This is a genomic window from Halanaerobium hydrogeniformans (assembly GCF_000166415.1).
Classification (GTDB): Bacteria; Bacillota; Halanaerobiia; order Halanaerobiales; family Halanaerobiaceae; genus Halanaerobium; species Halanaerobium hydrogeniformans.
The window spans coordinates 629,495-652,368 of record NC_014654.1; the positions used below are offsets into that span (position 1 = coordinate 629,495).

A 22,874-nucleotide genomic window follows, 5' to 3' on the forward strand; every position below is an offset into this window, starting at 1 on the left:
GAATTATTTTTGATTGCCAGTTTTAGATTACTTTTAGATTTCTATGCTATGCTGTAAATATAATACAAAATTAGCAGTTTAGAAGGGAGAACTTATGTTCAACACAGTGATAATTAATGATAATGCCAACTATTTTAAAGAAATAACAAGCTTGATTTCTCAAAATAAAGAATTAAATTTGATAGCAAATTATGAAAATCCTATCAGATGTTTAACTGAATTAAAAAAAGATAAAAGAGAACTTAAAGTAGTAATTATGACCACTAATATTATGGGATATAGTGGTTTAGAGGTAGCAAAACAAATTCATCACTTGGACAAGAAGATTAAAATTATCTTTATTGCTGATAATCATGATTATGCAGTTGAAGCTTTTGACGTAGGCGCATTTGACTATCTTTTATGGCCGGTTGAGGAAAAGAGATTTAGAGAAACCATTAATCGCCTGGAAGAATAGTGATTTATTAGAGCTTATTTTTATAATTACAACAAAAAAAGATTAAGGGGGAGCAGTTGTGAAAATTTTGAAAACTAATTTTTCTTTTATATTTATATTTTTCATATTTTTCTTATTAGCATTAACTCTTATTTATTCAGCAGACATTAAAGCAGAAGAAGGCAATTCATTTTATCAGGGAGAATTTTTTGTAGGACTGGCCGAATTATATTATGGAAATAATTCTATAAAAAGCGAAATTGAGCTGGTAGATGATAGTGATCAATTTGCAGAGGAAGTAGATATAGGAAGGATCGCCTTTTATCTTAGAGGGAAAATACAGGGTAAGTATTTAATTACCGCCTGGTTAGATACCGGAGAAGAAAAAATTGATGAAATTTTTAAAAATATAACTGATAAGAAAAAGACTACACCTTTTGAAAAAATAGATGCAGAAAAATACTATCCGGTTTATGGTGATGATTCTAAAATATATTCTGAAGTTGATACAGCAGGCAAATTTTATCTTGCATTAGAATCAGAAACCTTTAAAGCCTTATGGGGTAATTATCGGGTTAATTATGATCAGAACTCTTTAATTAACCTCAGAAAAACTATTTATGGTCTCAATTTAAGCTATGATAAGCGATTTTTTGCAGATGCTTTTCTGCAGCAGCCTTTTACCATCAGAGCTCAGGATGAATTGGAACTTACTGGAGGCTCACTATATTATTTAAGAAATGATGATATTACAGCAGGTAGTGAAAGTATAACTTTAGAATTAAAAGATGCAGTAACTGGTAGGGTGATTGAAACAAAGAATTTAGCAGCAGGTAGAGACTATGAAATCAACTATCTACAGGGAAGGCTGATCTTAAAAAATAGGCGAGAACTTATCGCTGATAGAAATTTAATTGAAGATGCAAGTGGTGAAGATAAATACTACATAATAGTAAATTATGAAGTTGACTATGATTCTGCAGCAGATAGCTATGATAATTATGGTCTGGAAGCAGGGCTTAAATTGAGTGAAGATCTAAGCATAAGTTTACAGCAGGCAGAAGAAGTTAATATAAATGATGATGATTACAAAATTAGAGGTGTAAATTTAGAATATAGTCCTTCTTCAACGAGGAATATATTAATTGAATGGGCAAAAAGCAATGAACTTGCTGCTGGCAGGTATTTTTCTGATGATGGGGGCTTAAATTACAGAGAACTTAATTTAACTTCTCAAGCAGAGGCAGAAGCCTTTAATTTTGAATTCAAAGAACAGCTGACCGAAAAGATTTATCTTGATGGTTATTACAGTGATAAAGAAGCAGGTTTTAATTCAAGCAGCAGTTTTTTAGAAGAAGACAGGACTGATTATGGATTAAAGACAATCTATAGTGGAGTTAAATATGAAAATAGTTTAAGTTATGATAAAAGCAGTAGAGGTTATAGAGATACTGAGATGATTACTTTAGCTTCTAAAATGGATTACAGTCAGAAAACAGATATAAGGGTAGAACTAAAAAATAAATATGAGCAGGAAGAAAGTAAAGAAAGTGAAAATACCTTAACCGGAGCCTTAGGTTTAGATTATATATTAAGTGAAAACAGAAGTATTTATGCCAAACAGCAGCTTACTTTAAGTGGGGACAATGATGATTATAATATCACAACTTTAGGTGGCAGGGCTGACTTTGATAAGTGGAGCTTTAATGCTCAAGCTGAAGCTGGAGATAAGCAAAGCTTGAGTCTGGGTACAGCTTACAGGATAAATGAAAAAAGTGAGCTTTATACAGAGCTTAAAAGAGATATTACTGAAGAAAAAGATACAGCGGTATTTGGCAGCAGCTCAAGTCTGAATGATAAAACAGATATATACGGAGAGTATAGAATCGAAGCTCAAAATCAGGGTAGAGAAAATACTAATATTATAGGTATAGATTATTCACCTTTAGAAGGATTATTGTTGAGTCTTGATTACAGCCGTAGTGATGTGATTAGAGATGATCGGGATGATTTTAAAAGAGATATAATTGGTTTTGGTACTAGTTACAGAAGAAACAATCTCAATAGTTCAGCTCGTTTAGAATACAGAGAAGATGGAGGTAGTGAAGATTTAGAGCAGTTTTTCTATAAATCTGATTTAAGCTGGAACTACAGTCCTGCTTTAACTTTAGTCTCAGGAATAGAATATTCAAGAGAAAAAAGTGAGGAAGAGGATGAATATTTAGATGCTAGTTTAGGTTTTGCTTACAGGCCGGTAAAAAATGATAGACTTAATTTACTCGGTAAGTACACATATTTAAAAAAGGATAATTATCTAACTGATGATGATTTTGGCAGTTTTCCGGCTGAACGATCGCAGATATTTGCTCTAGATTTTATTTTTGAGATAAGTCCAAAATGGCAGCTTACAGAAAAGATAGCCTATAAAAACGGAGAAGTAAAGCTTAATTCTTTGAGTGATGAATGGACTTCAAGCGAAACCTATCTCTGGGTTAATAGATTAAATTATCAGTTAAGAGAAGATATAGAACTATTTGGAGAATACAGAATTTTAGAGAACAAACTGGCTCAAGATAGAAAGAGCGGCTTTTTACTGGGAGGTTATAAGAGATTTGAGAATGATTTAAAACTTGGAATTGGCTATAATTTTACCGATTTCAATGATGATCTGAGTGATTTGAGTTATGAGTCAGAAGGCTGGTTTGTTAATATTATAAAAGCATGGTGAGCTTTAATATAGTTGAGTTAATGGTAAAATTTTGATTTATAAGGAGATAATCCGGGAGGGAATATAATGAAGATAAAAGCACATAAAACTAATAAATTATATTACATTTTCTTTTTTGCTTTGATGTGTTTATTATTTATCGGTATTACTAATACAACCCCTGCTTATGCCAGGGGTGGTTCAGGGGATTTTCGAGTTTCAAATTATGCAAGTGGGTTTCAACTCAATAATTTTTTATGGCGTGGTTATGCATTTACAGTTTCTCGAGAAGTTGAGGTTACACATTTATGGGGTGGTGGTGGGCCAACTGCAACTGGTGGATTTCAAGGTGGTATATATGAAACCTCCTGGACTGGGGATACAATTGGGGATGGAAATCCAAGACTTGACAAACTTTTGAGTGGAGTTGTATTTGACCATACACGAGATGTTGTAGTTGGTGGTGACTCAGGTCAAGAAGAGATGGTAAAATTAGGCAAAAGTGTTACTCTATATCCCGGGCAAACATACTTTATTGCTCAAGGGAGAGTAAGTACAGGTAGTGGAACTCACTACGCAGCTGACAGCATTGATTATGAAAATATTGAAATCGGAAGTCCGATTATTGATCAGTGGTGGCCGCAGGCAAACATGGCTTATCAACCAGGAGGTGATGGAACAGCTGTGGACGCTGTTGGGAGAACAGCATTGAGTGAGACACCTATACGTGTCATGATGGGATTTAGATATATAACAGATGTCAATGAACCAAGTTTAGGACCTGAAGCAGAAACAGGTGCTATGTCTACAGGAAAATATGAGGCTGTCCTGGAAGGTGTATTAAGTGATTCTGGAGCTGCTAATGATGAGCCTACAACCTTATATTTTGAATACAGCACTAACTCAGATCTAAGTAATTCGACCCTAGTTGCTGCTTCCCCTCATACTATTGAAGGTCCAGCTACAGATGTAGGTTTTTCTCGTCAGATTACTGGCCTTAACGATGGTACTACATATTATTATAGGGCGGTTGCAATTAATGAAGCAGGCAGATCTAATGGTGATATTGTTAGTTTTGTCCATGATAGTGTGAATTTTGCCAGGACATTAACAGCAGAAGTATTAGGTTCGGGAGGAACGGTTATTCCAGAGACCAGAGCTGTTCCTATTGGTGAGAGTACAACTTTTGAACTTAGACCAGATAGTGATTATGAGCGATCTGACAATGTTGTAATTTCTTCAGAACACTCTTTTGATAGTGAGGGTTCTTGGAATGGAAATGTTTTTACAACGGGAGTGATTGCTGAAGGAAGTGAAGAGAACATTACTTTGACATTTTCTTTTCTTAAAGAACAAGCTATCACCTTTGAAGCAGGTGATTGGCAAAGCAAGACATATGGAGACGATAATTTTGTTCTTGAGGCAACTGCATCTTCAGGCTTAGATGTTTTCTATGAGAGTTCAAATCCAGATGTAGCAAGTATTGATGGTAATACAGTAAACATTCATAATGCTGGAACAACTACAATAATTGCTTTACAGGATGGTAATGTATCTTATCTACCAGCAGATAATGTAGAGCGCTCACTTACAGTTGAGAAAAAAGCAATAACAATTGCAGCAGATGATATATCAAAATATGAGGGTACAGATGATCCAGAACTGAGCTATCAGATAACAGAAGGAAATCTCGAAAGTGGAGATAGCTTAGCTGTAGAATTAAACCGTGAAGACGGAGAAGAACCAGGAAATTATGCTATTGAACTAAATACATTAGATAATCCCAATTACGATATAACTTGTGAAAATGCAAATTTCACTATTAAACCAGCTTACAGTGTGAGTATTGATCAAGAAATTATTAACTCTAACAATGAAGAAAATATATCTTTTAAATTTGCAGATGGAGATGTAGGTGCAGATTATGATTACATTATAGTTGATGAAAATGAGAACACAGTAGAAGGAAATGGAGAAATAACTGAAACTGTTCAAACAATTTCTGGAATAAATGTTAGCAGTTTAAGTGATGGAATTTTAACATTAACTGTGACCTTAACAGATTCTGCCGGTAATACTGGTAATGAGGTAACAGACCAAATTGATAAAGAGACTTCTATTCCTACCTTAGATACTGTAAATATAGAATCAGATAATGATAATAATGATCATGCAAAAGTAGGAGATAAAATAACATTAAACTTTATATCAAGTAAAGACATAACTGAACTGAGTATAACCATAGCTGATAATCAAGTCTCCGCAACAGACTTAGAAGATAATGATGCTACCACCTGGCAGGCCGAATATACCATGACAGATGAGGATACAGAAGGCGAAGTTGTTTTTGTAATCAATTATGAAGATATGGCAGGAAATTCAGGACAGGAAATAAATCAAACAACAGATAATAGTTCAGTTTTCTTTAGCAAAACTGCACCTGAAAACTACTATATTGATGAAAATAGTATTAATTTTGAAAAAGAAACCGGCCTTTACTTTGATATAAAAAATGCAGAAATAGATAGTTCCTACAATTCAATTATTAGAGATCAAAATGGCAGAGAAATTAATGAAAACGGAGTAGTCAGTTCAGAAACTCAGCAAATCACTTTTGCTGAAGATAAGCTTGATAGATTAGATGCAGGTGATTGGACAATAGAAATACAGCTTACAGATCAGGCAGGTAATATTGGTGAGAAAATTAGTCATACTATAGAACGCCCAGAAATTAAGGCTGAATTAACTGCAGACTATGATGGAAACACTTTAAGTTCTGGTGCAGAAATAACTTACAGCCTGGAAATAGAAAATATCGGGGCAGGATTACTCAAAGACATAGAAGTTTATGCTCCAATACCTGCAGGTAGTGAGTATATTGCTGGATCAACAATAGTTAATGGCAAAAATATAGATGACATTAATAATAGCCTTCCACTTTTAGATGGGCTTAATATAGCAAATCTGGCCAATGAAGATGGTAATTTAGAAAGTGGCAAAAATATAGAGATAAGCTATAAAGTAAAAACCATGGATAATCTAATAAGTGGAACTGAAGTAATAAATCAGGCTGAAGTAAGTGGTAAAGATGATCTTAACTATCAGCTGAAAGATAAATTAAGTGATGATCCAAGAACAACAGGATTAGAGGATCCCCTTAAACTTAGAATAGGTGATGTGATAGTGCAGTACTTGATATTGAAAAAGAAATAACTAAAATTGATATAAACGAAACTGAAATTAATTCTGGAGATGAACTAGAAATTAAAACAACAATTAAAAATATTGGTGGAGCATCAGCATTAAAGGTTAACTTAAGTGATTTAATACCAGACAATACTAGTTTAATTGAAGAAAGTATAGAAATAAACCAGATTCAAAAACAGGCATTTTTAGGAGTTAGACTATTTGAATTTGCATTAAATAAATATTTCAATAATACAGTTGAAGCTTCAGAGTTTGGAAGCTATAGTATAGTCGACAATCAAGTGGTTTTTGATTTGGGTGATTTAGAAGCTGGTGCAGAAATTGAAATCAAATATCAGGTCAAGGTTAATGAAGGAGTTGACAATGGAGAAATAATAAACAGTAGAGCAGATCTTTCTTCAGAGAATAGTAGTACAGTTAAGAGGAGTAAAGATGTGACTGTAGGAAGTACTCCAGTTATCCGGGCAGAGATAGAAGTTAATGATATTAATGGTGGAAAAATCGAAGTTGGAGATACTCTGGAATATATCTTCACATTAGAAAATATAGGTAAAAATACAGCCTATAATCTTAATCTAAGTGCTCAAAATCCAGAATCTCTTAGTTATATAAAAGAAAGCACAAAAGTTGATGGTAGGACAATAGATGATGAAAATGACGAATCAATCTTCTTTAATGGATTAAGCTTTAACGAAATAGCTCCAGAAATAGCTCCAGGAGAAAGAAAAGAAATCAAGTACAGAGCCAAAGTAGAATCAGCCGAAAAAATTACTGTAAAAATTGATTATTTTGCTTCAAAAAATAATTATGATCCCTTAAGCGGAAGTGTAGAAAAAACTATAACAGCAGGTGTTTTAAACAGCCAGGCAAATCTGAAGTTTGAACTCAACAGCAGTATATTTAATGACTTTAGCGGCTGGTATTTAGATATCAGAGCTGAAAATGGAGAAGAAATCTACAATGACCATAAAGTTCTAAGTGCAGCTGAAAGTGGACAGTTAAGTCTGCCATCTGCTGATAGAAACTACACAGCTTTAATTAAGAATCAGGACAAAACAACATTTGCTAAGATAGAAATTACTGCAGATGAAATATCAAATGGTAATCTGACAATTAAAACTGAAGAGATTGATCCTGAAGGTATAGTTTACAACTCAATTACAAGAGAAGCTGTTGCAGGGGTAGTGCTCTATCTGCTGGATGAAGATGGCAATAAAGTTGACCCAGGACTTTTAGAAACAGGACAACAGGGTCAGGTAACTGATGCAAGTGGAAGCTATCAATTTATAGTAACAGCAGAAGGGAAATATCAGATTGCAGCTGAAAAAGACGGTTATGATCTGACCCCATCTGAAGTATTATCACCAGAGTCAACTGAATATATTAGACCTACTGATATCACTGATGCAGATCCATCAACTACTGGGGTTCAGGTTGTAGATTATAGTAGACCACCGAAACTGAATGAAGATGCTTTATATTATCTCAATTTTGATTTGCAGACAGGTGATCCAGATGTTTTCAATAACCATATTCCAATTGATCCAATTCAGGAAAACCTGCTCAAAATAAATAAAGAAGCATCGGCCAAAACAACAGCAGTCGGAGAATTTATCAGCTATCAGATTAGAGTAGAAAATGATGGTGAAAATGATGTTGAAGACTTTAAACTCTATGATAAGCTACCTAATTTCTTTAAATACACAGCTGATTCAGCCTTAATAGAAAGAAATGGTACTAAAGAACTCTTTGAGCCAGAAGGAGAAAGACTATTAAGCTGGGAGATTTCTGAATTAAAAGCTGGAGAAAGCTTAAAGCTAAGCTATACATTAGTGGTTGGAAGTGGAACTCAAACTGGTATAGAATATCTAAATGAAGCTTATCTAATGAAAGCTAATACATTGATTTCAGATAAAGTAGAAGCTGCAGTATTGGTCAGTAAAGATCCTGTCTTTGATTTATCAACAATAATCGGAAAAGTCTACCATGATAAAAATGAAAATGGTGTACAGGATGAAGGAGAAGCAGGAATAGCAGGAGTGGAGATTATTTCAATCACTGGAGAAATAATAGAGGTTGATAACCAGGGAAGATATCATTTTGTGTTTGACCCTGATAGTAACACTGTGGTTGGAGAAACTCTTGTCTTAAAGATTAACGAAGCTAGCCTGCCCGAAGGTGCAGAGATAATAAGTCAAAATCCGTTGATTATAAAGGTTAGACCTGGGTTAATGGACAAGGCTAACTTCAGAATTAGACTTCAAGATTGCAATGATTAAAACAAGTAACATGATAAAATAAAATAGAAAATCAAGCTGATTATACACTCCTGATGGTTTTTAATTAGGGGTGTATAATTATATTTTTTTACTAATTTTGAATATTGTAGTATAATAAAGATTATTAATACTATTAAATTAATTATTGCAAGGAGTGCTGAGAATGAAAAAAATATTTAAGGTTTTTTTCTTTTTATTTATATTGTTTATATTTTCTTTTCCAGTAAGTGCTTCACAGCCAGAATGGCCTCTGGATTTTGAAAGTAATATTTCAATATATGGTGAAACTTTAGAAGTTGTTGTCAGAGATGGAAAAGTTGTTGAAGCTGGATTTAGATTAAATAAATCAATGTTTGAAAACAGTCGATATAAAGTAGTACCTGATTTAATTGATATTTCTCAGACTCCAACTGATGTCCAGGAACTTCATAACAATTATGAAACCTGGTATTATATGGATGAAAAAAATTATGCTAACTATCAAGAACTTGAAACTGATGGGGAAATGATAATTTCTGATGATTTAACTCTTATGGAATTTGCTATTCTTGGTGCAGCAGGATATCATCCAGCAATTATTATAGAAAATTATCATATTGAGCAAATTAGTTATCGACAAGGGGTTCTAGAAATTAGTGTAAATAAACATGAAGAAATAAGATATACGCGTTTTGAAATAGAAGGATATCCTGATAAGATGCTCGAAGGCTCTGTTACTGATACAATCAAATATCGTTTTTTGAATAGAGCGGAAACAAGCAGAAATTTAAGAGAAAATCAGGCAGATTGGGACGTGGAGAAAAAAGTTGACCGCTATATTGATGTCTTTAAGTTAAAAAATCACTATAGTCATTATCTTGGTCATAGAAATCTTGGTAGTTTTAAAGAAGAATATGAGATTGAAAATACTCGAATGCGTCTTTCAAACCTGGGAAATACGGTAAAAGAAGAAGCAGATAGGTTTGATGCTGCAGGAAGTATTTCATATGTTTATGGTATAGTTGAGATAAAAAAATTGGGTAGTGATGAATGGGTTAATGCTAAACAGCAAGATCAATTAATACCTGGTGACCGTATTAGAACGGGAAGAGCATCACATGTAGAAATTGTTCATGAAAAGGCTCAGAAAATAATAAGTCTTAACCCAAACTCTGACGTAGAGTTTAAAGAAGAGCTCAAAGCGAGAAGTAAATGGTCAGAAGCTTTGAGAATGTTTTTTGGTTTTATTTATATAAATGGTAAAGAAACCGAAGGTGAGTTAAATGTTCATACACCAAAAGCAATATGTGGGAGTAGAGGCACAATATATTCAATTGAAGTAGATGATGAGCAGGGTGTTGAAACTTTTAGTGTCTATCAAGGCACTATTGTTATAGCAGCAGCTGAAAATATTGATAATTACGAAGAAATAGATAACGAAAAATTAGATGAGATTGGAACATTTTTGGAAGCAGGTCAAAGAATAAAAATTGATCAAGACGGTAATATTTCCAGCATTGAAAACTTAAGTGATGCAGAGATAAAAGAAGGAATAAAAAATTCTGAAGCGAATTAATAAGCTGCTAATTATTTTTATTTCTTTTTCGATATAAATTAAAATTTAGCAAATAAAGGAATTATCTGCTCTTTAACTAATTATAGAGTAGACAACCATTAAGCATTTAAAAATTCACTTAAAGCAGATAAATATAACTTTGTTGTATATGAGGAGGTTGAAAATGGGAAAGCCAAAATCTGATTTTATAAAAAAGAAAAGAAAAAGAGAGCAGATAGATTTCCTCTCTATAACCTTAAATTCAATTGGTGATGGTGTTATAGTCACCGATAAAAAGGGAAAGATAATTAAGATAAATAAAGTTGCTCAAAATATAGCTAGATTTAGTCAGAAAAAAGCAAAAAGAAGCCATATTAGTGAAGTATTTAAAATGATCAATTCTAAAACTGGTAAAATTATTAAGAATCCTCTTAAAAAAATTATCAGAGAAGGTAAACATCTTAACCTGGCAAATGATATAAAATTAATTACTAAAACTAAGCAGGAAGATTACATTGTAGATATTGCTGCTAATATTAAAGATGAAGCAGGAGAAATTTGCGGGATTGTTTTTGTTTTAAGAAATGTAAAAGAAAAATGTAAAATGAGACAAGAAATAAAGAATAAATCAGAGCTTTTTACTAATGCAGTTGAAGAATCTCCATTCTCGATAATGCTTCACAATGATAATGGTGAGGTTTTAAAAGTCAATCAAACCTGGCAGGAGTTAACTGGTTATTCTGAAGCTGAATTACCTACAATTGATAAATGGCTGGAAAAGGCATATGGGAAAAATTTAGATAACAAAGATTTAAAAGAAGTTTATAATAATATCAAAAACGTAAGTAGTGGAGAATTTAAAATAAGCACTAAGAAGAATGAGCAAATAATCTGGGATATAAAAAATGCATATCTTGGCTTGGATGAAGATGACAATAAGTTATTTATCTCAATGGCAGTAGATGTAACAGAAAAAAAACAGCTGGATAAGAAAATAGAAATTTTCAATCGTATTTATCAAAGCTTGAGTTCAATTAACCAATTAATCGTAAATGAGAATTCTTTAGATCGTTTGCTCAAAAAAGCTGTTCAGATTATGACAAATGTAGCTAAGTATGATACTGCCTGGATTGCAGAGTTGTCAGATAATAAAGAGTTATTAAATGTAAAAGCTTTGGCTGGCTATCAATGCAGCTTTTTGAATGAGAGAAAAGTTAAGCTTAATTATGGAAAAGATGATTTAAATATTTATAAAAATGCAATTTTAAAGGAAGAAGCTGTTATTATAGATGTTGATACAGAAAAAGAACTAAAAGGTAAAAACTGTGGTTCAACAGGTATTTTTGTTTTAAAAGTATTTGATAAAATCTGGGGACTTTTGGTTTTTTGTTCACAAGAAGAAAACCGTTTTGATGATAAAGAATATGCTCTATTAGAAGAGTTGACAACAGATATTTCATTTGGAATAGAAAAAATAATTTCAAATAGTAAACAAAAGGAATATGAGGCTAAGCTGACAAAAAGTGAAAAAGAATATAGACAGTTAGTGCAAGAATCACCAATTGGGATCTATAAAACAAATTTCAGCGGTAAAGTTTTATTTATTAACTCTGCAATAGTTAATATGCTGGGATTTAATAATGCTGAAGATCTTTATGTTCATTATAAAGATGATTTAAAAAATAATTTTTATGTTAATCCCAATAAACGCAGAGAATTTCTAAATAGGCTGCAGCAGAATGGTGTGATAAAAGGTTTTGTGTGTCAAGTTTATGATAAAAATAATAATATAAAATGGATAGAAAACAATGCGAGAATCAGCTCCGAAAAGCAGGAGGGAAGTACTGTTATTGAGGGTTTTATTTCCGATATTACAGAACGAAAAAAACGTCAAGAAAAAATAGCCTATCTTAGTTTACACGATGATTTAACAGGACTTTATAATAGAAGCTATTTAGAAGATATGATGAAAAGAATTGACACCAAAAGGAACTTGCCGATCAGTATAATAATGGTTGATATCAATAATTTCAAAATAATAAATGATACATATAGTCATTCTAAAGGTGATGAATTATTAAAGAAAACTGCTGAATTATTGAACGATCTTTGTAGACAGGAAGATGTTGTTGCCAGGTGGGGTGGAGATGAGTTCGTTATTTTACTTCCAGATACTAGTTTAGAACAGAGCGAAACAATAATTGAAAGAATTAATGTTAAATCAACTTTTGTTTACAAAGATATTCCAATATCTTTAGCTCTTGGAGCAGCTACAAAAACTGAAGATGAGGAGGACCTTATTGAATTATTAAACACAGCAGAAGATAGAATGTATACCAATAAACTGGCCAAAAGATCAGGTGGTAGAAGCATGGTAGTTTCTAGTTTCTTAAATACATTGAAAGAAAAAAGCCATGAAACTGAAGAACATGTAAATAGAATGAGTATAATAGCTGAGAAGTTTGCAAAAAGGCTTAATCTTTCTAAAGAGAAAATTGATAGACTGGCTTTATTATCTCTTCTACATGATATCGGTAAAGTTTCTGTTCCAGAAAAAATACTAAATAAAGTAGAAAAATTAACTGATGAAGAATGGGAAATAATAAAGTCTCATCCTGAGGCAGGTTATAGGATTTTAGTTAGTATTCCTAAATTTTCACATATAGCAAAAGATGTATTATATCACCATGAGCGTTGGGACGGAAGTGGCTATCCTGAAGGACTAAAAGGTAAAAAAACCCCACTACTTTCAAGAGTATTAACTATTATTGATTCTTATGATGTTATGGTTAGTGGTAGACCATATAAAAAAGCTATGAGCCAGAGCGAAGCCCTTGCAGAGATTAAAAGATGTTCTGGAACTCAGTTTGATCCTGAACTAGCTCAAGAGTTTATAAAAATGTTAAGTTAATATTTTCAAGACTATTTGACTTCTCTATGTTAGAAACTTAAGGGGGAAAAAATGGGAAAAGTAATAGCTGTTATTATTATTTTGTTTGTTTTAATGGTGATTTTAACTTTATCTTCCTATATTTCAGCAGCAGACTTTGATAGTGCAGCAAGAATCAATCTTAGAGAGATAACTGAAGATGATTTTATTGTTATCTATCAAATTAATCCATTAGAAAAAGATAAATATTAATCAAAATAAATAAAAAAGTATACATAATATTGGCAGAGCATGGGGGAGAATGTTATCTCTTCCATGCTTTTATTATTTAAAATACAATTTAGAAAAATAATGTTTATAATTCAATAAGTATTAACAAAACAAAAATTTACAATTAAGATCCATTTTTTTATACAAAAGAATTATTTTAGTGAAGGTGGACAATTACAGAAAAAGCAAATATTATACTTTCGTGTAATATCTAAAAGCGACTCAAATTGTTATAATTAACTATATATAATTTTATACTATATGAAAACTATGTTTTTTAACATATTGGATAGGGTTAAAATATTCTTGACTCAGCCATCCTGCAACTTTCTTCTGCCTGAATCACCCATATGTGGGCTTAAGAAGGTGTGAAAACTTGTTAATAGATATTGCCGAGCACTATTTATTATTTAGCAAGCTCCTTCCAAATCTTTTTTATGATTTGGTGGGAGAAGATGACCAGGGTAGCTATAAGTTAAAAATAGTTAAAGATGGCTTTCCTGAAAGCTATTGCAACAATAATCTAGAGCTGGAGATTGCCAGAGAACAATGGCTTGAAGGCCTTGAAAATACAGACGAATATAGTAAGGTCTTTAATGGTAAATGGTACTATTTTAAGTTCCCCAAAAACAGCAGTAATAAAATAAGCTCAATGTGGATTCCAGAAACTATAGTGTTAGAAGTCTTTAAAACCGAAAGTTAAGTTATTTTTTGTTTTTACTATTGGTGCTGTCTTTATTTGTCATAACAGCCTGCGGAAGTTCTTCGGGAAGTAGTGATGTTAGCAGTGGAGACTATATTGTTGCAGAGTTTGAGGTATTGGTGCTCGATTCAAACCAGGATCCTGTTGAAAACGCAGAGGTTTCTTTGGATCAAAAAACCCATTCTACAAACAGTCAGGGTGTTGTAGTCTTTAACGACATACAATCTGGGAGCTATACATTAAACGCTCAGGCAAGCGACCATGAAGAGCACAACGAAAGTATTATTATTGGAGAAGATTATCAAGCTCATAAGGTAAATTTAATGCCGGTTTTAGATCCTATGGTGCTGGTGGAGTCTGGCACTACTTTACCTGATAACGGGTCTGTAAGTGTTCACGAACATTTTTATCTGGGTAGATACAATGTTACACAGAAAGAATATGAAACTCTCATGAGTAAATATTATGATAGCGATGATTATGTTTCAAACAACTCTCCCTTTTCAGACGAGCCAGACAGTTCTAATAGACCTGTTGAAAGCATAAGGTGGATCGATGCTGTAATGTATGCTGGATTGTCAATACTTTTTACAACAATTTTTTATCGAACATTAAATATCTATATTCAACAGGTGTTAGGTAATCTAACGACCCGTGGATTCTGTGGTTATTATACCAGTTAACATAGTCAAATAGCTCATATTCCAGCTCTTCAAAGCTGTTAAATATTCTGTCATAAGCAAATTCAGTCTTAACTACTTTAAAGGCTGCTTCTGCCACTGCATTATCATATGGGCATCCTTTATTGCTTAAAGAACGCTCAATATCAAACCTGACTAAAATATCATCGATAGCTTTATTTTTGAATTCATTACCTCTATCAGTATGTAAAATATTAATTTGATTTAGTGGTCTTTTAATACTTTTAAAAGCCTCAGTTACTAATTCGGCATTTTTCTTTTTACCTGCTGCATAACCAACAAATTCACGGTTGAAGAGATCTATGATCAGACAGACATAGTTCCATTTTCCTTTTACATTAACATAGGTTAAATCACTGACAACAACGTCTAGAGCTTCTTCTTTGTTAAATTCTCTGTTTACAATATTAGCAATTTTATCTTCATTACAGCTTGGAGAATGAACTTTGTATTGTTTTTTAGTATAAGTAGAAACTAGATTATATTTTTTCATTATTTTACCTATTCTTCGCTTGGACACCTGATAACCTTTTTTAGCTAATTCTCTTTTGATTTTTCTGGTTCCATAGTGATTTCTACTTGCTTTGTAAATGGAAATCACTTCGCTTTCTAGTTCAACATCAACCTGTTTTTCTTTAGGGGTATAATAGATCATACCCCTTGATATATTGAGTGCTCTGCACATGGCGCTAATACTGTATTTATCCCTGTTTGCCTTAATAACTGCTACTTTCGTCCCATTATCAGCGCCGCTTGCTTTAAAATATCATTCTCCATTTTTAACTGCTTGTTTTCTTTTTGTAATTTAATTAATTCTTTTTCTTTATCAGATCTATTATCTTTAGCGCTGAATGAACCTGAGTTATTATAGTCTTTTATCCATTTATGAAGTGTGGACCTTGCCATTCCATATTCATTGAGTATTTCAGTTTGATTTTTACCATTATTGGCCAGAGCAACAACTTTTCTTTTGATTTCTTCAGGATATTTTGTAGGCATGATATTTTCCTCCATTTTAGTTTGTTATTATCTTATTATATCATGTCCGAGAAAAAACTGTTTAATTAATTATACCCGATCCATGCCAACGCCTTAAGCCAGGAGGAAGGTTTTGATGTCTATTATAATATAGACCTGGAAGAAGAAACACTATCAAGAAACGAGAATGCTGACGGATATCGACTTCCCACCTCACTAGAGCATGAATATGCCGCAAGAGGCGGAGCAGACGGCGATGCCACAGTCTATCCTGGTAGTGATAATATAGATAAAGTTGCCTGGTATAATGCTAATTCGAACAACGAAACTCATCGGGTTGGCTTAAAAGCCCCTAATGAATTAGGGTTGTTTGATATGGGAGGTAATGTAGCAGATTGGGTAGATGACGGGAGATCATTTGATGAACCAGTAACATATAGAGGTGGAGGCTATACTTCTGGTGCCACAAATATAGAGGTAGGAAGTACAACAAATGAGGTAGAAAATGTTCGTCTTGTACTCTCATACACAGGCTTTCGTTTAGCAAGACCGTCCCCAGTTTTATAAAAAGTTTTTAAGAATTTAATAGGGTTGATTTTAGTGTTAAACAAAGAGTAATTTTCTATCGGAGACTAAATTTATATTATGAGATTGATAGAGTTTTTGAAGATGGTGTAGAAACAGATACATCTCAACTTCCTTCCGAAATAAAAGACCTATTTTCAGGCGACATTGACCTAGATGGTTTTAAGATAACAGTAGGGCTGTCATATAGTTTTTAACTTTAACAATATATAAATATAACCTAATAAGCTCAGGATTTCTCTGGGCTTATTTTTTTGTCTAAATACTGCTATCATTTAATAACTCAATCGGTGAATATTTTCCTATTAAATTTAAAACAAAAACAATTTTCGATGAACATTAAATATTTGCAGGACTTTATTAGTTCAAAATATATATCTTCTGGATATGCAAATATTATAGTTGCTATCGATTAAAAGGGATAAGTTGACTCTTTCCCTATCTGTATCAAAATTTTTGGCTTCTATAGGCACTCTTTTAGGTAGATTGTTGCCTTCTATTGTTTGTGAATGATTAAATCACTAATAAAAGTATATCTCCTCATCTTATTCTGATATAGGAAGCAAAACCTGATTAATACTTATTAGTGATAGTTTGAATTTTTAAAAGAATAGCAAATCACAGGTTATTAACCAACATTAATATTTGTAGACTTTAATTTTAGAACAGCAGATTAATTTACTAATAATATAAGATAAATGTTTCTAAAACTGTTACCAGCAGCAACCCAGCAGATTTTTCCTTCTATATAGAGCTCCCCTCCCCCTGTCAGGGTATCCCAGCAACAAGTATTTCTCAAATAAACTGCTAGTTGAGCAAGTAAATTAGCAAGAATTGAGCAGAAAAATTTAACACATTAAGACACCCTTAAACGATGCTATATAGGCTTTAGGAGGTCTCTATTGCTTATCATGTAATATGCATAGTTTAAATAATCCTCTTTGCAGCCACCCTGAGAGCCTGTTATAACCAATTTAATGCCCAATACATTTAATCTATCTTTTTGCTAAGCATATTTTTAAAGATATAATATAGCCTTTTAATTTATTAATTGCATTATCCCTTGAGGAATTTGATTTGCTTGAGCTAATATAGCTGTTCCAGCCTGAGATAGTATCTGCTGTTTACTCATTGAAACCATTTCTTTTGCTATATCTGCATCTTCAATTAATTCCACATTAAAATGCTCTCCTGGATTAGGACCTATCTGTAAAGTAAGCGAAGTATCTTCTATTTCTTTAAGTTCTTCAGGATCAGGTTCTATTGGATCTTGGTCCTCAGGTGGGTCAGGATCTACTGGATCTGAATCATCAATTGGCTCATAACCTTCTTGAGAAATTTTAATTACATCAGAATACCGACTAGTTATATATAAATTTCCTTCATTGTCAATATCTATATCCGATATATCAAAACTTAATTCATGTTCCCATAACAATTCACCGCCTGAATCATATTTGTACAATGTATCATTATCTGATTCACTAGTATAAATATTGCCTCTATCATCAACTAGTAATCCTCTAAATGATGAATCTGATGTTGTTTCTATATTCCAAATTTTATTACCATCTGAATCATACATATATAAATTTTTATTTTCATTTATTGCATAAACATTTCCATCATTATCAACTTCCACTTCATTAAAATTAATATATTCTTCATCGCCCCCAAATTCTATAGACCATTCTTTTTCTCCCTCAGAATTTAACTTAATTAGACCTTTTCCTTCAACAACTGCATACAATTAATTGTTTTCATCGCTTACAATATCAAGAGTACCTATAGCTTCACTAGGTAAAGAATATCTCCATATCTCATCGCCAGAAGAATTTTTTTTTCTAATTGTATCATAATTTCCTGGACCAGCTCTGCTTCCAGTTATAATATTATTATTATTATCAATGGCTAATCCTTTTACATGGTCATAATGGTCATTAAAAACCCATAAAGTATTCTGATCAGGATCTAGCTTTTTTACAGTTTCATCATTACTAGTTATAACAATATTATCATTTAAAGAAATTTCGATTTCATTTATCATGGCATTATCAGCTGCTTTAAAATTAAAAATTTCATCACCATTACTATTAAGCTTTATAATAGTGCCATCATAATAACCAACATAACTATTTCCTTCTGAATCCACTGAGATTGCATTAGTCCATTGTCCATATTCATTATAAACCCATTCTCCAACAGGTTCTACTTTTTGGGATTCCTCAGTACCTTGAGTTTCTTCAGTACTTCCAGTCTCATCCGTGCCATTTACAGAATCCACCTCAGTTACTGACTCGATTTTAACATTCAACAGCTTTTGCGTATTAAACTCAGTATTATTAGCAATATCATCGATACTATTTTTCATTTCATCAAACTCATTCTGCATAGCTTTTCTATCATTTTCTGTGTATGTATCGTTAGCAGCCTGTAGGGCAAGTTCTCTCATTCTCTGCAGAGGCGGATCTTGGATTTCAGCTAACCCACCTTCAGCAGTTTGCAGCAAAGAAATACCGTCCTGAACATTTCTTTGCGCTTGAGCGGTACCTCTAACTTGACCATTCATTTTTTGAGAAATAGCTAGACCAGCTGCATCGTCTGCAGCCTTATTGATTCTTTTGCCAGAAGATAATCTTTCTAAAGAAGATCTTAGATTCTTTTGAAATTTATTAACTTTATTATATGTATTTAAAGCTGTAGCATTTGTGTTAATTATCAACAAAATCCCACCTTAATAATTCTATGTATTTTGAGTTTATAGACTCATAATTTGCCCTTAAAATATTTACGATTTTATGTTTAATATTCAATATATATTATCATGCTATTTAAATAATTATTAAACAAGTACAACAGTGATTAAAAGTTCTAAGCTCTCTATAAATAGAACATACTTCAATTATTGGCAAGATATGTCTAATTTAAAGTAATTTTAAAAAATAAATGGCAAAGTTTGTTCGGATTATTTTATTTGTTATATTTTCTTAGATATACAAATCAAGATATTCCATTAGGCGATTTGAAAAATTGGTTTTTGAATGAGCGATCCAGGTAATAGTTATAGAAAGGTTTAAGTCTTTCGAGCCCCCACCCCTAATTTAAGGGGTGTTTTTTTATGGTTTGCCTGGCATGAATATTTGCTAATCAGTGAAAGTCTGATGTGGGGGTTGATAGTGCCAACCACTAGCTGAAGACAAGGGTGTCCATCGTAAGGTGGAATCTGAAGGAAGTTGGAGGCAAAGCTTCGGTCTGAGGGATACGAACTGTATAAAAGGCACAATCCTGTGGATGAGTTTGCCATACAAAACAAAGTCCAAAACTATTCAAGACAGGAAGTGTAAATACAGCAGATAGATGGAGTGAAAGCAAATATTCTTAACCAGGGAAGGTCTGACAGTAAATTGTGAGGATGAATTTCTAAGCAATAAACTCTGCAGTAATGCAAGAACTGAACTGTCAGAATGCAGCAGAAGTCATAGTAGATTGGTGGATATATACACTAATTGAAGGATGAAACATTAGGAGGTTTCTTAAATTTGAACAACTCGACGGAAACACATAGAAAGCAGACAACTTCATATGAAGGCTGCTCTCAGGAGGAGAGGCTGGAAGCTGGAAGTAATGAGAGAGTGCAGAGTGTTTCTGCGGCGTTGCCGAAGAAAAGAAACGGTGAAAAGGCAGACTCCAGTAATCTGATGGAGAAAATTCTTGCAGCTCCAAACCTGAATAAGGCATATAAAAGAGTTGTAGGAAATAAAGGCAGCCATGGTATTGATGGGATGAGTGTAGATGAACTTCTACCCCTCCTTAAAAGAAACGGCAGTCAACTTCTGAAAGATATACTGGAAGGTAATTACAAACCACAGGCAGTAAGAAGGGTAGAAATACCTAAGCCTGGTGGTGGAGTAAGACTACTTGGTATTCCAACAGTAATAGATAGAATGATTCAACAGGCAATAACACAACAGCTGACGCCAATATTTGACCCAGGATTTTCAGAATACAGTTATGGATTCAGACCTGGAAGAAATGCACATCAGGCAGTAAATAAAGCTAAAGAATATATCAATGATGGTTATACATGGGTGGTCGATATCGACCTTGAAAAGTATTTTGATACTGTTCAACATGATAAACTAATGTCTTTAGTAGCCAGGAAAGTGCAAGATAAAAGGGTACTGAAACTAATAAGAGCTTATCTTAACGCAGGAGTAATGATTGATGGTTTAATTAAGAAAACAGATGAAGGTTGTCCACAGGGCGGGCCTTTAAGTCCGTTACTTAGTAACATAATGCTGGATGAACTGGATAAAGAACTGGAAAAACGCAATCATAAATTCTGCCGCTATGCTGATGATAGTCAGATCTATGTCAAAAGCAGAAAAGCGGCCAAAAGAGTTATGAAGAGCTTGACGGTATTCATTGAAAAGAAACTGAAACTCAAAGTCAATGCAACAAAAAGTGCAGTCGGCAGACCCTGGAGAAGAAAATTCCTGGGGTTTTCATTCTACAATAGTAAAGGTGAAGTAAGGGTTAGAGTCCACCCAAAATCAATCAAGAAAATTAAAGCAAAAATAAGAGCACTCACATCAAGAAGTAAGCCCTGGACAATGAAATATCGTTTTAAGAAGTTAAAGCAGACGATTACAGGCTGGGTCAGCTACTATAAAATAGCTGATATGAAAAGTAATATGAGAACTCTTGACCAGTGGGTAAGACGAAGAATAAGAATGTGCTACTGGAAACGGTGGAAGAGAATCAAAACTCGTTTTAGGATGCTCAGGAAACTGGGTATTAAAGAAACCAAAGCTTGGGAATATGCTAACACAAGAAAAGGCTACTGGAGAATATCCAATAGCCCAATACTTGCAAGAACCTTTACTAACCAGTTCTTAAAGAAACTGGGATACTTTAGTTTTACAGAAAGATATGCACAAGTAATTAATTCTTAATGAACCGCCCAGTACCGAACGGTAAGCTGTGGTGGTGTGAGAGGACGGGAAATAAATTAATTATTTCCCTCCTACTCGATTCTAAATTAAAGAGGGAGTGAGATAAATGGGAAAATTTAAATTTGATGTTAACTGGATGGAAAGACACGGTGGTAGTTTGGTGGTCGAGGCTGATAGTAAGGAGGAAGCTCTTAATTTACTGAAGGCTGACGAGAATAGATTACTTGAGATTATGGTGGACAAATATGGTGTTGAGACTTTTGTTTATGTAAGTGGAGTTACTATTGTTTAAGGTGAGGTTGTTGGTGATTCTATTGTAGATCTTACTAATAATATGTATAAAGCTGAAATTGATTTGTCTTGATGTGAGATGGTTCTTTTGTTAGGCTCTGTCTTTTTAAAACTCTTACTTCTCATCTTAATGAGAGGACCTGGTTAACTTGTGGTCCTCTCTTCTTTTTTATTAGTGGTATTAAAAACGAAAGGATATTCTATTATGTCAAAAAAGAAAACAGCTAAACTTTTAGAAAAGCTAAATGAAAAAATTGATCAGGTTCAAGGCTCTGAAGAATTTAAGGAGATACTTGCTTTCTTTTCTAAGTTCCACAATTACTCTTATCATAATAGCCTGTTGATTTTGACGCAGAAATCTGAAACTATATTTGTGGCAGGATATAAACAGTGGTAGAAAAAGTTTGATCACCACGTAAAAAAGGTGAAAAAGTAATAGCTATATTAGCTCCTTTTACCTACAAGAAAAAAGTTAAAAAGACTAATCTTAACTCTACCCCTGATGATGAAGAACGCTAACGACACTGAAAAAGCCTGCATATTAGCCCATGAAATTGCTCATGAGCTCCTTCATATTAAGGATAATAAAAATAAATCAAAGCTTACTAAAGAAGTTCGAGAAATGGAAGCAGAAGCAGTCTCTTTTGTGGTGATTGATTGCTTTGGTATAGAAACTAAATCCGAAAAATATCTTGCTTTATACAAAAAAATCTATGACCTGATGAATAGTTTAAAAAAGATCAGCAAGATGAGTGAAAAAATGATCGACTATATTTTAGAGCAGCTCAAATTAAAAGAGAAATGAATCCAACCAGCTGATTATTTTATTAGTGAATTAGAATTCAAAAAGGAGGAAATTATGAATAACAACGTAAAGAAACTGGAAACCAATGAGCAGCAAGAAAAAAATGAAGGCTTTGTAGTGGATAATGACAATAAAGCTATCTGGTGTCTTAGGAAGATAAGGCATTTCAAAAGTAAGCAGCAGAAAAATAAAGAGCTAGCACAAAAACAGATTGAAGAAATAGAAAAAGAAATCAGAAAGGTGGAAGAATGGTTAGAAGGTGAGAATTCTAAACTGGACAACAGCATCGAGTTTATGAAAACAAAACTTTTTGCTTATGCTCAAACTTTGAAAGAAGATAATCCAGAGCTAAAAACCCACAAGCTACCTTTTGGTCAGCTGCAGTTTAGAAAGAAACGCCCGAAATGGAAGTATGATAACGATAAGCTGTTGGAGTTTGCAGAGAAAAGTCTTAAGGATACTGTTAAAATCAAGAAGTTGTGGATAAGAGGAAGTTGAAAAAGAAGGTGAAAGTGGTAGACAGCCTTGCTGTG

18 protein-coding genes and 1 pseudogene are annotated in these 22,874 nt (G+C 33.1%); 16 read left to right on the top strand and 3 right to left on the bottom strand.

Features of this window, described 5'->3' with window-relative positions; all coding sequences use genetic code 11:
* Positions 1-94: 94 nt before the first annotated feature.
* The 10 genes and pseudogenes from HALSA_RS02720 (at position 95) to HALSA_RS02760 (ending at position 14,709) form a co-directional block, all read left to right on the top strand.
* On the top strand, positions 95-457 hold the full coding sequence (locus HALSA_RS02720; protein ID WP_013405107.1) for a response regulator: 363 nt from the start codon (positions 95-97) through the stop codon (positions 455-457).
* A gap of 58 nt (positions 458-515) precedes the next feature.
* Positions 516-3,164 carry a TonB-dependent receptor gene (locus HALSA_RS02725; protein WP_013405108.1) on the top strand — a complete coding sequence of 883 codons (2,649 nt, stop codon included), beginning with the start codon at positions 516-518 and terminating at the stop codon, positions 3,162-3,164.
* Positions 3,165-3,230: 66 nt separating this feature from the next.
* Positions 3,231-6,356 (top strand): MBG domain-containing protein, encoded by a 3,126-nt coding sequence (locus HALSA_RS02730; RefSeq protein WP_013405109.1) that lies wholly within the window; start codon positions 3,231-3,233, stop codon positions 6,354-6,356.
* Positions 6,357-6,382: 26 nt separating this feature from the next.
* Positions 6,383-6,505: pseudogene (locus HALSA_RS13305) on the top strand (hypothetical protein); the annotation flags it as partial.
* A gap of 138 nt (positions 6,506-6,643) precedes the next feature.
* Positions 6,644-8,629, top strand: a complete 1,986-nt coding sequence (locus HALSA_RS02735) for a DUF11 domain-containing protein (RefSeq protein WP_041595766.1) — start codon at positions 6,644-6,646, stop codon at positions 8,627-8,629.
* A 163-nt stretch (positions 8,630-8,792) separates the two neighbouring features.
* Positions 8,793-10,184, top strand: coding sequence for a FecR domain-containing protein (locus HALSA_RS02740; protein WP_013405111.1), 1,392 nt, complete (start codon positions 8,793-8,795; stop codon positions 10,182-10,184).
* Between the two features lie 163 nt (positions 10,185-10,347).
* Positions 10,348-13,074, top strand: coding sequence for a sensor domain-containing diguanylate cyclase/phosphohydrolase (locus HALSA_RS12345; protein WP_013405112.1), 2,727 nt, complete (start codon positions 10,348-10,350; stop codon positions 13,072-13,074).
* A gap of 51 nt (positions 13,075-13,125) precedes the next feature.
* Complete coding sequence (locus HALSA_RS02750) at positions 13,126-13,305, top strand: SurA N-terminal domain-containing protein (RefSeq protein WP_013405113.1); 180 nt, start codon at positions 13,126-13,128, stop codon at positions 13,303-13,305.
* Positions 13,306-13,699: 394 nt separating this feature from the next.
* Complete coding sequence (locus HALSA_RS02755; RefSeq protein ID WP_013405114.1) at positions 13,700-14,026, top strand: hypothetical protein; 327 nt, start codon at positions 13,700-13,702, stop codon at positions 14,024-14,026.
* An 8-nt stretch (positions 14,027-14,034) separates the two neighbouring features.
* Entirely contained in the window at positions 14,035-14,709 is a 675-nt protein-coding gene (locus HALSA_RS02760) for a carboxypeptidase-like regulatory domain-containing protein (RefSeq protein ID WP_041595767.1), read from the top strand.
* Here the strand turns inward: HALSA_RS02760 and HALSA_RS02765 are convergent.
* A protein-coding gene (locus HALSA_RS02765) for an IS3-like element ISHahy2 family transposase (RefSeq protein ID WP_095522093.1) occupies positions 14,615-15,741 on the bottom strand; the annotation gives its coding sequence in 2 pieces (ribosomal slippage) (positions 14,615-15,489 and positions 15,489-15,741; 1,128 coding nt in all). The two genes, HALSA_RS02760 and HALSA_RS02765, sit on opposite strands and share 95 nt — an antisense overlap.
* A 120-nt stretch (positions 15,742-15,861) precedes the next feature.
* Here HALSA_RS02765 and HALSA_RS13115 point away from each other — a divergent pair.
* A complete protein-coding gene (locus HALSA_RS13115; protein WP_337998479.1) occupies positions 15,862-16,272 on the top strand; it encodes a formylglycine-generating enzyme family protein in 411 nt (136 codons plus the stop codon).
* 1,057 nt (positions 16,273-17,329) lie between these two features.
* Here the strand turns inward: HALSA_RS13115 and HALSA_RS02780 are convergent.
* Together HALSA_RS02780 and HALSA_RS12350 are read right to left on the bottom strand one after the other, a co-directional pair.
* Positions 17,330-18,040: a flagellin gene (locus tag HALSA_RS02780; RefSeq protein WP_013405117.1), complete on the bottom strand. Its 711-nt coding sequence runs from the start codon at positions 18,038-18,040 to the stop codon at positions 17,330-17,332.
* A complete protein-coding gene (locus HALSA_RS12350; protein ID WP_013405118.1) occupies positions 18,041-19,012 on the bottom strand; it encodes a flagellin in 972 nt (323 codons plus the stop codon).
* Positions 19,013-19,829: 817 nt separating this feature from the next.
* Between HALSA_RS12350 and ltrA the strand changes: the two genes are divergently transcribed.
* The 5 genes from ltrA to HALSA_RS02810 all read left to right on the top strand — a co-directional run bounded on the left by ltrA (position 19,830) and on the right by HALSA_RS02810 (position 22,839).
* Positions 19,830-21,245, top strand: coding sequence for a group II intron reverse transcriptase/maturase (gene ltrA, locus HALSA_RS02790; protein ID WP_013405119.1), 1,416 nt, complete (start codon positions 19,830-19,832; stop codon positions 21,243-21,245).
* Between the two features lie 106 nt (positions 21,246-21,351).
* Positions 21,352-21,537, top strand: a complete 186-nt coding sequence (locus HALSA_RS02795; protein WP_013405120.1) for a hypothetical protein — start codon at positions 21,352-21,354, stop codon at positions 21,535-21,537.
* Between the two features lie 204 nt (positions 21,538-21,741).
* Entirely contained in the window at positions 21,742-21,933 is a 192-nt protein-coding gene (locus HALSA_RS02800) for a hypothetical protein (RefSeq protein ID WP_041595770.1), read from the top strand.
* A 108-nt stretch (positions 21,934-22,041) separates the two neighbouring features.
* The gene (locus HALSA_RS02805) at positions 22,042-22,341 is read left to right on the top strand and encodes a M48 family metalloprotease (RefSeq protein WP_041595771.1); all 300 of its coding nucleotides are present in this window, start codon (positions 22,042-22,044) and stop codon (positions 22,339-22,341) included.
* A gap of 54 nt (positions 22,342-22,395) precedes the next feature.
* Positions 22,396-22,839: a host-nuclease inhibitor Gam family protein gene (locus HALSA_RS02810; RefSeq protein WP_049773828.1), complete on the top strand. Its 444-nt coding sequence runs from the start codon at positions 22,396-22,398 to the stop codon at positions 22,837-22,839.
* The last annotated feature ends 35 nt before the right edge of the window (positions 22,840-22,874 follow it).